17 protein-coding genes are annotated in these 13,710 nt (G+C 45.7%); 16 read left to right on the forward strand and 1 reads right to left on the reverse strand.

Annotation, left to right across the window (positions count from 1 at the left end):
• Positions 1 to 2 precede the first annotated feature (2 nt).
• The 16 genes from soxC to mnmH all read left to right on the forward strand — a co-directional run bounded on the left by soxC (position 3) and on the right by mnmH (position 12,463).
• Complete coding sequence (gene soxC / locus ICN23_RS08315; protein WP_216231693.1) at positions 3 to 1,403, forward strand: sulfite dehydrogenase; 1,401 nt, start codon at positions 3 to 5, stop codon at positions 1,401 to 1,403.
• A complete protein-coding gene (locus tag ICN23_RS08320) occupies positions 1,387 to 2,478 on the forward strand; it encodes a c-type cytochrome (RefSeq protein WP_216231694.1) in 1,092 nt (363 codons plus the stop codon). Before soxC ends, ICN23_RS08320 begins: the two co-directional genes overlap by 17 nt.
• Before the next feature lie 81 nt (positions 2,479 to 2,559).
• Positions 2,560 to 3,012, forward strand: a complete 453-nt coding sequence (gene soxY / locus ICN23_RS08325) for a thiosulfate oxidation carrier protein SoxY (protein ID WP_215361666.1) — start codon at positions 2,560 to 2,562, stop codon at positions 3,010 to 3,012.
• 56 nt (positions 3,013 to 3,068) lie between these two features.
• On the forward strand, positions 3,069 to 3,377 hold the full coding sequence (gene soxZ, locus ICN23_RS08330) for a thiosulfate oxidation carrier complex protein SoxZ (protein WP_068321433.1): 309 nt from the start codon (positions 3,069 to 3,071) through the stop codon (positions 3,375 to 3,377).
• Between the two features lie 52 nt (positions 3,378 to 3,429).
• Complete coding sequence (gene soxA, locus ICN23_RS08335) at positions 3,430 to 4,245, forward strand: sulfur oxidation c-type cytochrome SoxA (RefSeq protein WP_068321437.1); 816 nt, start codon at positions 3,430 to 3,432, stop codon at positions 4,243 to 4,245.
• 19 nt (positions 4,246 to 4,264) lie between these two features.
• On the forward strand, positions 4,265 to 4,903 hold the full coding sequence (gene soxX / locus ICN23_RS08340; RefSeq protein WP_216231695.1) for a sulfur oxidation c-type cytochrome SoxX: 639 nt from the start codon (positions 4,265 to 4,267) through the stop codon (positions 4,901 to 4,903).
• 49 nt (positions 4,904 to 4,952) lie between these two features.
• The gene (soxB, locus tag ICN23_RS08345; RefSeq protein ID WP_216231696.1) at positions 4,953 to 6,683 is read left to right on the forward strand and encodes a thiosulfohydrolase SoxB; all 1,731 of its coding nucleotides are present in this window, start codon (positions 4,953 to 4,955) and stop codon (positions 6,681 to 6,683) included.
• A gap of 20 nt (positions 6,684 to 6,703) precedes the next feature.
• The gene (locus ICN23_RS08350; RefSeq protein WP_216231697.1) at positions 6,704 to 7,141 is read left to right on the forward strand and encodes a DsrE family protein; all 438 of its coding nucleotides are present in this window, start codon (positions 6,704 to 6,706) and stop codon (positions 7,139 to 7,141) included.
• 10 nt (positions 7,142 to 7,151) lie between these two features.
• A complete protein-coding gene (locus ICN23_RS08355) occupies positions 7,152 to 8,105 on the forward strand; it encodes an MBL fold metallo-hydrolase (protein WP_216231698.1) in 954 nt (317 codons plus the stop codon).
• A 77-nt stretch (positions 8,106 to 8,182) separates the two neighbouring features.
• Positions 8,183 to 8,494, forward strand: a complete 312-nt coding sequence (locus ICN23_RS08360; protein ID WP_216231699.1) for a hypothetical protein — start codon at positions 8,183 to 8,185, stop codon at positions 8,492 to 8,494.
• A gap of 21 nt (positions 8,495 to 8,515) precedes the next feature.
• On the forward strand, positions 8,516 to 9,637 hold the full coding sequence (locus ICN23_RS08365) for a YeeE/YedE family protein (RefSeq protein ID WP_216231700.1): 1,122 nt from the start codon (positions 8,516 to 8,518) through the stop codon (positions 9,635 to 9,637).
• Between the two features lie 19 nt (positions 9,638 to 9,656).
• Positions 9,657 to 10,094: a YeeE/YedE family protein gene (locus ICN23_RS08370; protein ID WP_216214638.1), complete on the forward strand. Its 438-nt coding sequence runs from the start codon at positions 9,657 to 9,659 to the stop codon at positions 10,092 to 10,094.
• 1 nt (position 10,095) lies between these two features.
• Positions 10,096 to 10,539, forward strand: coding sequence for a YeeE/YedE family protein (locus ICN23_RS08375; protein WP_216231701.1), 444 nt, complete (start codon positions 10,096 to 10,098; stop codon positions 10,537 to 10,539).
• Between the two features lie 57 nt (positions 10,540 to 10,596).
• Entirely contained in the window at positions 10,597 to 10,941 is a 345-nt protein-coding gene (locus ICN23_RS08380; protein ID WP_216231702.1) for a TIGR01244 family sulfur transferase, read from the forward strand.
• A gap of 22 nt (positions 10,942 to 10,963) precedes the next feature.
• Positions 10,964 to 11,383, forward strand: coding sequence for a thioesterase family protein (locus ICN23_RS08385; protein WP_215349437.1), 420 nt, complete (start codon positions 10,964 to 10,966; stop codon positions 11,381 to 11,383).
• A gap of 6 nt (positions 11,384 to 11,389) precedes the next feature.
• The gene (gene mnmH, locus ICN23_RS08390; protein WP_216231703.1) at positions 11,390 to 12,463 is read left to right on the forward strand and encodes a tRNA 2-selenouridine(34) synthase MnmH; all 1,074 of its coding nucleotides are present in this window, start codon (positions 11,390 to 11,392) and stop codon (positions 12,461 to 12,463) included.
• On the opposite strand, the gene ICN23_RS08395 is transcribed toward mnmH, so the two are convergent.
• Positions 12,460 to 13,638, reverse strand: a complete 1,179-nt coding sequence (locus tag ICN23_RS08395) for an acyl-CoA dehydrogenase (RefSeq protein WP_216231704.1) — start codon at positions 13,636 to 13,638, stop codon at positions 12,460 to 12,462. The genes mnmH and ICN23_RS08395 overlap by 4 nt on opposite strands.
• Between the last annotated feature and the right edge of the window lie 72 nt (positions 13,639 to 13,710).

Consider the following 13,710-nt stretch of genomic DNA (forward strand, 5'->3'; position numbering starts at 1 on the left):
AAATGACTAAGAAGCAAATTGAATTAAGTGTCGAGGATATCTCGGCAGTTGAAAAGCCGGCAAATAGAGCCCGCTTAGTTAAAGCGCCAGAGCACTTTATCTCTCAAGAGTTAATTGCCGACATCAACGCCAATGGCCTTGATGAAACGCGCCGTGGCTTCCTGCGCAAAGGCTTCATGTCTGCAGTTGGCGGAGCGGCAGCAGGCTTGGCTGCGCCTCTGGCCTTTGCTGCAGGCGAGGGCGACCCAGCAATTTTAGAAAAGCAAGAATGGCAAACAACACTTGGTAAGAACGTTGCCACCATGCCTTATGGCGTGCCGTCTATTTATGAGGCTAATTTAATTCGCCGTGAGTCACCTGGCTTGACACGTGTATCGGCTGCATCAGTTGCCTTTACACCTTTGCAAGGCTTGTTCGGGACAATTACGCCAAACGGTTTGCACTTTGAGCGCCATCACCAAGGTTGGTACAACTTAAATCCTGAGACCCATCGATTGATGGTGAACGGTATGGTGAAAAATGCTCGCGTCTTCACAATGAATGACTTGATGCGTTTGCCTTCAGTTTCTCGTACACATTTTATTGAGTGCGGTGCAAATACCGGCTTAGAGTGGGGCAACGTTGCTGTCCCGACAGTGCAATACACACACGGCATGTTGTCCTGCTGCGAATTCACAGGCGTACCACTGAAAGTATTGCTTGAAGAGTGCGGTGCAGATCTGAAAAAAGGCAAGTTCTTACTTGCTGAAGGTGGTGATGGTTCTGGCATGACTCGTACTATCAACTTAGAGAGTTGCCTTGATGACACTATCGTAGCCTGGAGTATGAATGGCGAGATGCTCCGCCCCGAAAACGGCTTCCCATTGCGCTTGGTAGTCCCTGGGGTACAAGGCGTTAGCTGGGTTAAATGGTTGCGCCGTCTTGAAGTGGGCGATATGCCTTGGAATTCAAAAGATGAAGCGGTTCACTATATTGAACTCATGCCGGATGGCACTCACCGTCAGTACGCTTCTATCCAGGAGTGCAAATCAGTTATTACAACGCCTTCAGGCGGTCAGCAATTGCTCGACAAAGGTTTTTATAACGTAAGTGGTATGGCTTGGTCTGGGCGCGGAAAGATTAGGCGTGTTGACGTTTCTTTTGACGGCGGCAATAACTGGCGTCAAGCGCGCCTCGAGACTCCAGTACTCACTAAGTCAATTACACGCTTCAATATTGATTGGGTTTGGGATGGATCGCCTGCAATATTGCAATCTAGAGCGGTTGATGACACTGGTTACATCCAGCCTTCAATTAAAACTTTGCGTAATGTTCGTGGTACACGTTCGATTTATCACAACAATGCAATTCAGTCTTGGAAATTAGATTCAAACGGCGAGGTGAGCAATGTACAAGTTGGGTAAATCGATTGCTCGTTTAGGGCTGTTGTTCGCAGCATTGTTGGCTGCTAATCTTGCCTATGCGCAAGGAACGCAGGGGTCTGCTAAATTTCCTGGAGTCGGCCGTAATGCTACTCCAGCTGAAGTAGCGGCATGGGATATTGATGTGCGCCCTGATTTCAAAGGATTGCCAAAGGGATCTGGTTCAGTAGAACAGGGACAAACAATTTGGGAAGCCAAGTGCGCTAGTTGCCACGGCATCTTCGGCGAATCAAATGAGATCTTTACACCGATTACTGGCGGCACGACCAAGGACGATATCAAGACTGGAAGGGTGGCTTCTCTCGCAGATATGAAGCAGCCACAGCGAACCACTTTAATGAAGGTTCCTACTGTTTCTACTTTATGGGATTACATCTATCGCGCAATGCCGTGGAATGCACCAAGATCCTTAACTCCAGATGAGACGTATGCTTTAGTTGCTTTCATCTTGAGTATTGGTGAAGTCGTTCCGGATGATTTCGTTCTCAGCAATACTAATATTGCTGAAGTACAAGCCAAAATGCCTAACCGCAACGGCATGACTAGAAAGCATGGCTTCTGGAATGTGAAAGACAAACCCGATGTCAATGGTTCTGCTTGCATGAATAATTGCGTAGCGTTTGTTCAAATCGGCTCTACTTTGCCTGATTTTGCTCGTGATGCTCATGGCAATATCGCAGATCAAAATCGTATGTATGGTCCGTATCGTGGAGCTGATACGACCAAGCCACCAATTGCAAAACTACCTGGTGCAGCGGGAGAGGGTCTGGCGCATGCTAAAGATACTCATGCCAATGCCCCTAAGGGTGCTGCAGCGTTATTTAAGAATGAGAATTGCTCTGCCTGTCATGCTCCAAACGCTAAGCTGGTTGGGCCATCCATAGCAGATATTGCTGCTAAATATAAAGATCAAAGCGGTGCTGTAGACAAATTGATGGCTAAGGTCAAGAATGGTGGAGCCGGAGTTTGGGGCTCAATACCGATGCCACCGCAAGCACAATTGTCAGACGCTGATCGCAAGGCGCTGGTGGAGTGGGTGCTATCAGGGGGTAAATAAGGGGTGCTTAGGTAATAACCAGTATGGTTTATTAGAAAGCAGATAATATATTCACAGTAAGAGATTAATAAAGGAGTTTTTATGAATCAGCAGCGACGCAGTTTATTGAAATATTCAGCCGTTTTTGGCTTGATGGCTTCTGCGGGTCTTATTAGCGTAGCCCAAGCTCAAGAGTGGAATAAAGCCGCTTTTGAAGGCAAGAGCCTTGATGATGTATTTAAGATCTTGGGTGCAGGCAGCCCAGAGAAGTCTGGTGCAGTCACTTTGAATGCCCCTGACATTGCAGAAAATGGTGCAGTTGTGCCGGTCGGCATTACAACCACCCTTAAAGCAGAGCAAATGGCAATCTTGGTTGAGAAGAACCCAAGCGCCTTAGCTGCTCAATTCTTCATTCCTGCGGGCACCGAGTCATTTGTTACTACACGTATCAAGATGGGTCAGACCTCCAACGTTTATGCCTTGGTAAAAGCCGATGGCAAATGGAGCATGTCTGTTAAGGAAGTGAAAGTTACTTTGGGTGGTTGCGGCGGTTAATCACCCCCAATTTATCTGAATACCATTAATTAATTACTAGATTACAAGAGGAAAACATGGCTGATCCAATGCGCGTTAGAGCTGCTGAGAACGGTGGAATTGTTGATGTAAAAATTTTGATGAAACACGACATGGAATCTGGTCAGCGTAAAGACGCTTCCGGTAAAACAATTCCAGCATGGTTTATCAGCACAATTAATGTCAAAGCAAATGGCAAAGATGTATTGAATGGTCAATTTGGTCCAGCGGTTTCTAAGGATCCATTCTTGAACTTTAAATACAAGGGCGCTAAGGGCGACAAGATTGTTGTGAGCTGGGTAGATAGCAAGGGTGACAAGCGCACCGACGAAGCAACCGCTTCTTAATTGCTCGTCTCCATAGATTTTTACTATCACCTGAGTTTTGAAAGGGTTGCAAATGCAGCGTAAATTAACTTTAGGGCTGGCCTCTGGATTGTTGGCTACCTTATTAGCAGTGTCATCTTCAGTCTCTGCGCAAAAAAGTGCAACAGACGATATCGCTAAATATCGCGAGATGATTGCTGACGGCAACCCATCGGAGCTTTATGAAGCAGCTGGTGAAGATCTATGGAAAAAACCTGCAGGCCCTAAAAACGCTACTCTTGAGAAGTGTGATTTAGGTCTAGGGGCTGGTGTTGTGAAGGGCGCAGCAGCACAGTTGCCGCGCTACTTTAAAGATACAAATAAAGTGCAAGATCTCGAATCACGTTTGATGACTTGTATGCAAGTCCTTCAAGGTCGTGATCCGCAAGAAATGATTGATGCTCCATTCCAAAAAGGTCCTAAAAAGGATATGGAGGCGATTGTTGCTTATGTAGTCACTGCATCTAAAGGCGACAAAATTAAGGTGAGCACGAATCATCCAAAAGAAAAAGAAATGTATGAGCTCGGTAAGCGCGCATTCTTCTTCCAGGGTGGCCCAATGGATTTCTCATGCGCATCTTGCCATGCTGAAAACGGTAAACGTATTCGTTTGCAAGATTTGCCTAACTTAACGGAGCAAAAAGGCGCCGCTATGGGTTGGGGTTACTGGCCAGCGTACCGTGTTTCTAGCGGTCAGTTCTGGACTATGCAACAGCGCTTGAACGATTGCTATCGTCAGCAGCGTTTCCCATTCCCAATTTATGGTTCAGATGTAACGATTGCTCTGTCTATGTATATGGCAAAGACCGCTAACGGCGGAACAGTTGAAACACCTGGATTAAAGCGTTAAGAGATAAGAGATAAAGATCATGAAAAATACAAATATCAAAAAGCTCTTAACTATTACTGGATTTATTCTTGCTTCAAGCTTGCTACAAAACGTAGCTGTGGCTCAACAAAAGAATGATCCAAAGTTCAACAAAATGATGACCGATAGCTTTAAAGCTCAAGGTATTGCAGGCTTGGATCGTATCGATCAAGATGCAACCCAGAAGTTTTGTTCAGACCCTGTATTTGCAAATAGCAAGCAGGGCGAAAAGATGCGCGACAAGATTCAGAAAATCAATATGGACACCATCAAGCAGCCTTCTGATGGCAAATATATTGGCGACTGGAAGAATGGCGAGAAGATTGCACAAAGTGGTCGTGGTGCAACCTGGACTGATAAGGCTGATACCGTAGTTGGTGGTGGTTGCTATAACTGTCACCAGATTGATCCTAAAGAAATTTCTTATGGAAACATCGGGCCATCATTAACCGGATACGGAAAGCTGCGTGGTTATTCACCTGAGGTGGTTACATACACTTGGAATCGTATTAATAATTCCAAAGCCTATAACGCATGTAGCAATATGCCGCGATTTGCGCACTTCAAGCTCTTAAATGAGCAGCAGATTCAGGATGTCATGGCTTTACTGCTTGATCCTGCCTCTCCAGTTAATCAATAACGAATCAAAGAACAGGCCGACAGGCCTGTTTTCTTAAGGGAATACTTATATGTCATTAAATCGTCGCGACTTTCTGCAGGCTTTGGCTATTGCATCAGCAGGCGGATTGAGCTTGCAGTCCAATTTCGTGAATGCTCAGAGCACCGCACAGAAATACTATGATTTGCCTAAATTCGGCAATGTCCACTTCTTGCATTTCACAGACTGTCATGCGCAGCTATTACCAATCTACTTCCGCGAGCCTAATGTCAACTTAGGTATTGGCGCACAAGAGGGCAAGACTCCGCATTTGGTCGGAGAATACTTCCTAAAAGCAAATGGTATTCCTGCTGGAACACGCGATGCCCATGCATTCACTTACTTGGATTACGTTGCTGCAGCCCAGAACTACGGCAAGATGGGTGGCTTCGCCCATATGGCTACATTGGTTAAGCAAATGAAAGCAAATCGTCCAGGCGCTTTATTGCTTGATGGTGGCGATACATGGCAGGGTTCCGGTACGGCTCTTTGGACCAATGGTCAAGATATGGTCGATGCTGCCCTTGCGCTGGGTGTGGATGTAATGACACCTCACTGGGAGATGACTTTAGGTGAGAAGCGCGTGATGGAAATCGTGAATGGCGATTTCAAAGGCAAAGTCAATTTTGTTGCGCAAAATATTAAAACAGCCGACTTTGGTGATTCAGTATTTAATCCGTATGTCATGAAAGTGCAGAACGGTATTCAGGTAGCCATTATTGGTCAGGCCTTCCCGTATACACCAATTGCTAACCCACGTTACTTCACGCCAGATTGGACTTTTGGTATTCAAGAAGAAAACCTCCAGAAGACCATTAATGAAGTGAAGTCCAAGGGTGCCAAGGTTGTGATTCTGCTCTCCCATAATGGTATGGATGTGGATTTGAAGATGGCTTCTCGCGTAAGCGGTCTAGATGCCATTATGGGCGGACATACGCACGATGGTGTTCCTATTCCTGTCAAGGTTAAGAATTCCGGTGGTGTCACTCTAGTTACCAATGCTGGATCTAATAGCAAGTTTTTGGGTGTGCTCGATTTTGATGTGAAGGGCGGTAAGGCAGTTGATTTCCGCTACAAGCTCTTCCCAATATTCTCGAACATGATTCCAGCCGATCCAGCAATGAGCAAGTTGATTACCAAAATTAGAGCGCCGTTCGAAGCTAAGCTCAATGAAAAATTAGCCACAACTGAAGGTCTCTTGTATCGTCGTGGCAACTTCAATGGTAGCTTTGATCAATTGATCTTAGATGGCCTCATGGCACAGAAGAATGCCGAAATTGCTTTCTCACCAGGCTTCCGCTGGGGAACCAGTCTATTGCCAGGCCAAGCAATCACTCGCGAGAACCTATTGGATCAAACGGCGATTACTTATCCGTACACCACGGTTACCAATATGTCGGGTGAAATGATTAAGACGATATTGGAAGACGTTGCTGATAACTTATTTAACCCAGATCCGTATTATCAACAAGGTGGTGACATGGTTCGCGTTGGTGGCATGCAATACACCATTGACCCTGCGCAAACAGCTGGTAAGCGTATTACAGATATGCGCTTAAACGGCAAGCCAATTGAGGCAAGCAAGACTTATAAAGTTGCAGGCTGGGCACCCGTTAGCGAAGAAGCCAAGAATGCTGGCGGCGAGCCAATCTGGGATGTGATTGAGCGTCACCTGCGTGATGTTAAGGTGGTTAAAGCAGTCAAGCTCAATGAGCCAATCATTAAGGGCGTTGCAAACAATCCTGGCATGGTTTCGATCTAATTTAAGTCATAGGACGTGAAATGAAAAAACTACTTTCCATCATTGCCGTTTTGACTTTTTCGATTGGTTTTGGTTCTTTGGTTTCAGCTCAATCTACGGGTAATACAAAAGTGGTTTACCACATTGATGATGCTGAGACCCAAGGTCTAAAAGGTCTGCGCAATATCCGTAATCATTTAGACGTAGCGCCTCAAACTACCATTATTGTGGTGACCCATGCCAATGGCGTGGACATCATGATGGAGGGGGCGAAAGATAAGAAGAACAATGTGGAATACGCACCTTTAGTTGGTGCTTTAAAGTCTCGCGGTGTGAAGTTTGAGGTTTGCGAGATTACGCTCAAGAATCGTAACTTGAAAAAAGACCAGTTCACTTTAGATGCTGATTTCACGCCATCGGGTGTAGTTCGTGTTGCCGATTTGCAATATAAAGATGGTTTTGCTTACATCAAGCCTTAAACAGTCTTATATGAATTGCTTCAAAAGTCTTGCGGGGATCCTGATGGGATCCCTTATCTTTTTGGGTTCAGCTTTTGGTCAGGTCAAGTCTAGCGATACGATTCAGCTAAAGCCAATACAGGTAGCGCCACACACCTATTTTGTACAAGGCTTTCCGGAAATGGGAAGCAGCGCTAATCAAAACTTTATTTCTAATGCTGGCTTTGTTGTTACGCCAGGTGGAGTAGTTGTTGTTGACGCCTTAGGCTCGCCGATTCTTGCACAAAAGCTCATTGCTGAAATCAAGAAAATTACCCCACAGAAAATAGTCGCTGTAATTGTTAGTCACTATCACGCAGACCATGTTTACGGGTTGCAAGAATTTAAAAAGATTGGTGCCAAGATCTATGCGCAAGGTGAGGGTAGAAACTACCTCTCTTCTGAAACCGCTAAGCAACGCTTGATAGCTTCAAGAATCGATTTCGCTCCTTGGATTAATGCAAATACCAAATTAATCTCTGCGGATGTATGGGTGGATCAAAAAACAAAGTTGACCGTTGGTGGGGTGGACTTCTTCGTAAGTAGAGTTGGACCTGCGCATGCTCCTGAAGATCTCATGGTGTATGTGCCCTCTGAAAAGGTACTGTTTGCTGGTGATCTTGTATTCAGGGGTCGCATTCCGTTTGTTGGAAACGCTGATAGCAAAGGGTGGCTGATTGCTCTAGATGAGATTGAAAAACTTAACCCTAATATTGTGATCCCAGGACACGGCAATTACTCGGTTAAACCGGCTGAAGATATCGCCTTCACCAGGAATTACCTCAAGTATTTGCGTGAGTCCATGTCTGAAGCCGCCATTAACCTAGATCCTTTCGAGGATGCCTATAAACAGGCTGATTGGTCTGAATACGAGGGGATGCCGCTGTTTAGGGCTGCTAACCGCATGAATGCCTATAACGTCTATCTGTCGATCCAGGCTGAGTAAGACAAGCAACTAAGGCAAATTCAGCCATTGGGCCTTAAAATAGAGGATTAATGCTAAATCCTTGATTTGTAATGAAAATGACTTTTCTCCGATCTATCTCAGCAATCGCATTCAGTGCGCTTATTAGCACTCCAGCGCTTGCCGCTCCAGATTTGGCTAATGGCAAGACCATTGACCAGCAAAAGTGCTATGCCTGTCATGCCAAGAAAACCGGCTTTGGTAATGGCGACATGATTTATACCCGCTCTGATAGCAAGGTGAAGTCGCTGGCTGACTTGAAAAAGATGGTTGGCTTATGCAATACCAAACTACGGCTTGATCTGTTCCCCGAGGATGAAGCGGATGTCACCGCTTTTCTCAATAAACAGTTTTACAAATTTAAACCTTAATTTTTTCAAGATTTGATCGCTATGGATGTTGTAGATATTAGTTCTTTAAGCAAGTCTGTTCTCTGGGCTACTTTTGCCATCACCTTTTTTCTGGGCGCTGTTATGCAGAAGACTGGGTTTTGCAGCATGGGCGCAGTTTCTGACATTTTCATCATGTCTAGCTGGGGTCGTTTAAAACAATGGTTCTTAGCTATCGGTGTTGCCATTATTGGTTTTACCTTGATGTCTTACTTTGGCTTGATTGATCCGCTCAAAAGTTTTTATACCGGCAATAAATTTTTATGGCTTTCCACAATCGTTGGAAGCGTTTTATTTGGCTTGGGTATGGTTTTAGCGTCAGGGTGCGGCAGCAAAACCTTGATCCGTATCGGTGGCGGCAACTTAAAGTCCATCGTAGTGTTTATGGTCCTCGGATTGACGGCCTATATGACCATGCGCGGTTTCTTGGGTGTGGTACGCATCAATACCTTGGATACATTCTTTATCGCCTTTAATACCCCACAAGATTTACCTAGTCTTTTAAGTGCGCCTCTTGGCATTGCGCGTCCTCAACTTCATCTGGCTCTAGGCTTGATCATTGGTGCAGCATTCATTGCTTATGCCTTAGCTAGCAAAGCATTTTGGACTGCTGAAAATCTATTTGCAGGTATCGCTGTTGGGTTGGCAATCTGTGCGGTATGGTGGGTATCAGGTAACTTGGGATATGTGGCCGAAGATCCAAACACCCTAGAAGAAGTATTTTTGGTAACGAATTCAGGTCGCATGGAAAGCCTTTCGTTTGTTGCACCTTATGCCTATTCCTTGGATTGGTTGATGATGTATAGCGATACATCCAAAGTAATCACAGTGGGTATTGCAGCTGTTGTAGGAATGATTTTGGGTTCTACTGCAGTATCAATTGCAACCAAATCATTTCGTTGGGAATCCTTTCGTAATACTGAAGATACCGCCAACCATTTAGTCGGCGCTGCACTGATGGGCTTTGGTGGTGTGACTGCCTTAGGCTGTACAGTAGGGCAGGGCTTGAGCGGTATCTCCACTCTTGCCATTGGTTCATTGCTGGCTTTGCCTGGATTTATCTTTGGAGCTTATATAGGTTTACGTTATTTACAAATTCGCCTTGCTCCTAACCCTTGCAGTTAATTTTAAATACGGCTGAATAATGCAAATTGATTGGATGTCTTTTACCCCCATTCCTTCCTTATTAGGCGGGATGATTCTTGGGGTTGCTGCAGCCTTGTATGTTTTATTGCATGGTCGTATTTTGGGTATCAGCGGAATTGTTTCTGGTTTGCTGCATCCTAAATTGACTGATTCAGCATGGCGTGTTGCTCTGGTGCTGGGTTTGGTAACCGCACCTTTTCTGGCGGCGTTATTTTTTGGCATATTCCCGGTAGTGGAAATTGAAGCGGATTGGATTGCGATTGTGATTGCTGGTCTTCTAGTAGGCTTTGGTGCTCAATATGGTTCAGGCTGTACTAGTGGTCATGGTATTTGTGGCCTTTCACGTTTATCGCCACGTTCATTAGTTGCCACGCTCTCTTTTATGGGTGCAGGATTTATCACTGTTTACGTGCTGCGTCACTTGATTGGAGTTTGAGATGAGAAAACATTTCAGCCTCTTGGGTCAGTATGCAATTGGTGTGCTTTTTGGCTGGGGTTTGATTATCTCCGGCATGAGCAATCCACAGAAGATCTTGGGATTTTTGGATTTAGCTGGTAACTGGGATCCATCATTAATGTTCGTGATGATGGGTGCTGTCATCGTAGGTCTCGGCGGGTTCTATGTTGTTAGTAAAAGAACTGAAGCTTTTTTTGGTGGGGCACTGCATATTCCTACACGTAGAGACATCACTAAGCCATTAATTATTGGTAGTTTGATTTTTGGCGCTGGCTGGGGAATTGCTGGTTTCTGTCCTGGCCCAGCATTGGTTGCTCTAGGCGCAGGTCATCTGAAAGCCTTGGTGTTTGTGGTTGCCATGCTCGCTGGCATGGAGATTTGCGAACGTTTCTTTACAGCCCATAAGAGCAAGCCAAGCCTCTGAGTCAACCCTGATTTAAAATCAACCCTATTGCATAATTAATTGAATGTAGAGGGTTTCATGAGTCTTCCTATTTCTTGCCATAACGCTCAGTTTGGCACTCTCGGTCAGATCGACCCAAGCCATTTGGCTGAAATAGCCAAGCAAGGCTACAAGAGCGTGATTAATAACCGTCCTGATGGTGAGGGTGGCCCAAGCCAGCCTTTGAATGCTGCGATTCAAGCTGAAGCAGAAAAGCTCGGCTTAAATTACGTTTACTTGCCAGTAGTGCCTGGCGCATTTACTCAAGCTCAAGTACAAGAGATGGCTCGTCTCTTAAAAACTTTGCCTGGACCCGTTCTAGCGTTTTGTCGTTCTGGCGCACGTTCAACGAATTTGTACCAACTTGCTTTGCAACTTGGTTAATCTAAAGAGCACTCGCTAAACCATGCGCATCACTATTCCCGAAGAACGAAAGTTAGTGCATGAAATGATCATGCCTATTCGTTGGGGTGACATGGATGCATATGGACATGTCAACAACACCGTGTACTTTCGTTACATGGAACAGGCCCGTTGCGAATGGATTACTGCTATGGGTTACGAGGTTGCCCCTGGTCGTGAATCCATGTTGATGCTCAATGGTTTTTGTAATTTCTATCAACAACTCTCTTTCCCGGGTGAGTTGATATTAAAGACCTCCATTGGCGCCATCGGCAGAACCAGTTTGGATGTCTATACCAGCATGGCTTTAACTACATCGCCTGAAGTCGAAGCAGCTATTGGCGGCGCCACTATGGTATGGGTAGACCTCACGACTAATAAGTCTGCCCCTTGGCCTGAGCATATTTTGCAAAAGTTGCGCTAGTCTATCGTGCAACCCAGCAATCCGCACATCTTAAGAGTTGATCAATTTTTATCTGAGCTAGATCAGTTTGATCTCGTTATTGATGTGAGATCTCCTGCTGAGTTTGCTTTAGATCACATTCCTGGCGCAGTTAATTACCCCGTTCTTGATAATGAAGAGCGCGCCAAAATAGGAACGCTCTACAAACAAGAGTCGCCATTTGCAGCCAAAAAACTAGGCGCCGCATTGGTCTCTAAAAATATTGCCACCCATCTTGAAAACCACTTTCTAGAATTACCCCGTGAATGGCGTCCCTTAATTTATTGCTGGCGTGGTGGTGAGCGTAGTGGTGCCTTTACCCACATTCTCAATCGGATTGGCTGGAAAGCTAAACAGCTGGAGGGTGGTTACCAAGGTTTTCGTCGTACGGTAATCGATGGTCTAGACAAGGCGGCTGGTCAATTTTCATTTCAGGTGATTTGTGGAATGACGGGCAGCGGTAAGACGCGAGTACTTCAAGAGATTGGCGCCCTAGGGGCTCAGATCCTTGATTTAGAGGGCCTAGCAGTTCATCGTGGCTCGGTGCTTGGTAATGAGCCTAATGAAGACCAGCCATCCCAAAAAGGCTTTGAAACTGCTCTATGGAATGCCTTACGTTCGCTTGACCCCGCTAAGCCAGTATTTGTTGAGTCCGAAAGCAAGAAAGTAGGGGGCTTGCATGTACCAGACGCCTTGATGGAGAAAATTCGTAATGGTGTCTGTATTGAGTTGAGATCAAGCACTCAAACACGAGTGTCCTGGTTAATTCGTGAATACCATCACTTTCTAACCGATACCGATAATTTCAAGCGTAAGTTAGCATTACTCACTGCACATTATGGAAAAGTGCAGATTGCTAAATGGAATGATGCAATTGATGCGGGTAATTTTCCGGAGCTTGTTGAAGAGTTGCTAGTAAAGCATTACGACCCATCCTACCAATCATCGATTGTGCGCAATTTTCCTCAATACAGAATTGAGAATTTTGTACAACTAGATGATGATAGTGATGAGGCCTTTGCCAGAGCAGCAAAGGCCATCGCAGGTAAGCTGGACGCCTAACTGAAGGCCTGAATCCCCGTTTGCGCACGACCCAAAATGAGAGCGTGAATATCGTGAGTGCCTTCATAGGTGTTAACTACCTCTAAGTTCAGCATGTGACGCACGACGCCATACTCATCTGAGATACCGTTACCACCATGCATATCGCGTGCCATGCGGGCAATATCCAAAGACTTGCCGCAGGAATTGCGCTTCATGATGGAGGTGATTTCTGGAGCGGCAATACCTTCATCTTTCATGCGACCCAAGCGTAAGCAACCCTGTAGTCCCAAGGTGATTTCAGTTTGCATATCGGCTAATTTCTTCTGAATCAATTGATTCGCAGCCAGTGGCTTGCCGAATTGCTTGCGATCCATGGTGTATTGGCGAGCGGCATACCAGCACCACTCAGCAGCGCCAAGTGCTCCCCAGGCAATGCCATAGCGTGCGGAGTTTAAGCAAGTGAAGGGGCCTTTGAGGCCTTCAATTTCTGGGAATTCATTTTCCGCTGGTACAAATACTTCATCCATCACGATTTCGCCGGTGATAGACGCGCGCAGGCCCATCTTGCCAGTGATCTTCGGTGCACTTAAGCCTTTCATGCCTTTTTCAAGGATGTAGCCACGAATGATGCCTTCATCATTCTTTGCCCAGACTACAAACACATCTGCAATCGGGGAATTGGAGATCCACATCTTGGAGCCAGTCAAAGAAAATCCGCCAGGAACTTTCTTGGCGCGAGTAATCATGCCGCCAGCATCTGAGCCATAGTTAGGCTCGGTCAAACCAAAGCAACCAATCCATTCGCCGCTAGCTAATTTAGGAAGGTACTTTTGTTTTTGGGCTTCGCTGCCGAATTCATTAATTGGAACCATCACCAAGGAAGACTGCACGCTCATCATGGAGCGATAACCAGAATCCACACGTTCGATTTCACGGGCGATTAAACCGTAAGAGACATAGTTGAGATTTGCTCCGCCGTACTGTTCTGGGATGGTGATCCCCAAAAGACCAAGCTCACCCATTTCACGGAAGATAGCAGGATCGGTGGTTTCATTGCGATAGGCATCATGAATGCGCGGCATTAAACGACCTTGAGCATATTCAGCGGCAGCATCGCGAACCATGCGCTCTTCTTCGGTTAGTTGGGTGTCGAGAAGCAGAGGGTCTGCCCAGTTAAAACTTACTTTACTCATTACCTTGTCATCCTCTATGCGGTGTTGTTGTTACTTTTGGCCTGCGTCCTGCGAATTTTCAGGAATGCAGAT

The sequence above is a fragment of the Polynucleobacter sp. MWH-Jannik1A5 genome, from assembly GCF_018881795.1.
In the GTDB taxonomy this organism is placed as follows: Bacteria; Pseudomonadota; Gammaproteobacteria; order Burkholderiales; family Burkholderiaceae; genus Polynucleobacter.

Excerpts from the sequence above, each read along its gene's own strand:
- ICN23_RS08355 (WP_216231698.1), top strand. The coding sequence starts at position 7,152 with ATGAATTGCTTCAAAAGTCTTGCGGGGATCCTGATGGGATCCCTTATC.
- soxZ (WP_068321433.1), top strand. The coding sequence starts at position 3,069 with ATGGCTGATCCAATGCGCGTTAGAGCTGCTGAGAACGGTGGAATTGTT.
- ICN23_RS08395 (WP_216231704.1), bottom strand. The coding sequence starts at position 13,638 with ATGAGTAAAGTAAGTTTTAACTGGGCAGACCCTCTGCTTCTCGACACC.
- soxA (WP_068321437.1), top strand. The coding sequence starts at position 3,430 with ATGCAGCGTAAATTAACTTTAGGGCTGGCCTCTGGATTGTTGGCTACC.
- soxC (WP_216231693.1), top strand. The coding sequence starts at position 3 with ATGACTAAGAAGCAAATTGAATTAAGTGTCGAGGATATCTCGGCAGTT.
- ICN23_RS08370 (WP_216214638.1), top strand. The coding sequence starts at position 9,657 with ATGCAAATTGATTGGATGTCTTTTACCCCCATTCCTTCCTTATTAGGC.
- soxX (WP_216231695.1), top strand. The coding sequence starts at position 4,265 with ATGAAAAATACAAATATCAAAAAGCTCTTAACTATTACTGGATTTATT.
- ICN23_RS08365 (WP_216231700.1), top strand. The coding sequence starts at position 8,516 with ATGGATGTTGTAGATATTAGTTCTTTAAGCAAGTCTGTTCTCTGGGCT.
- ICN23_RS08350 (WP_216231697.1), top strand. The coding sequence starts at position 6,704 with ATGAAAAAACTACTTTCCATCATTGCCGTTTTGACTTTTTCGATTGGT.
- ICN23_RS08385 (WP_215349437.1), top strand. The coding sequence starts at position 10,964 with ATGCGCATCACTATTCCCGAAGAACGAAAGTTAGTGCATGAAATGATC.
- soxB (WP_216231696.1), top strand. The coding sequence starts at position 4,953 with ATGTCATTAAATCGTCGCGACTTTCTGCAGGCTTTGGCTATTGCATCA.
- ICN23_RS08360 (WP_216231699.1), top strand. The coding sequence starts at position 8,183 with ATGACTTTTCTCCGATCTATCTCAGCAATCGCATTCAGTGCGCTTATT.
- ICN23_RS08380 (WP_216231702.1), top strand. The coding sequence starts at position 10,597 with ATGAGTCTTCCTATTTCTTGCCATAACGCTCAGTTTGGCACTCTCGGT.
- ICN23_RS08320 (WP_216231694.1), top strand. The coding sequence starts at position 1,387 with ATGTACAAGTTGGGTAAATCGATTGCTCGTTTAGGGCTGTTGTTCGCA.
- ICN23_RS08375 (WP_216231701.1), top strand. The coding sequence starts at position 10,096 with ATGAGAAAACATTTCAGCCTCTTGGGTCAGTATGCAATTGGTGTGCTT.
- soxY (WP_215361666.1), top strand. The coding sequence starts at position 2,560 with ATGAATCAGCAGCGACGCAGTTTATTGAAATATTCAGCCGTTTTTGGC.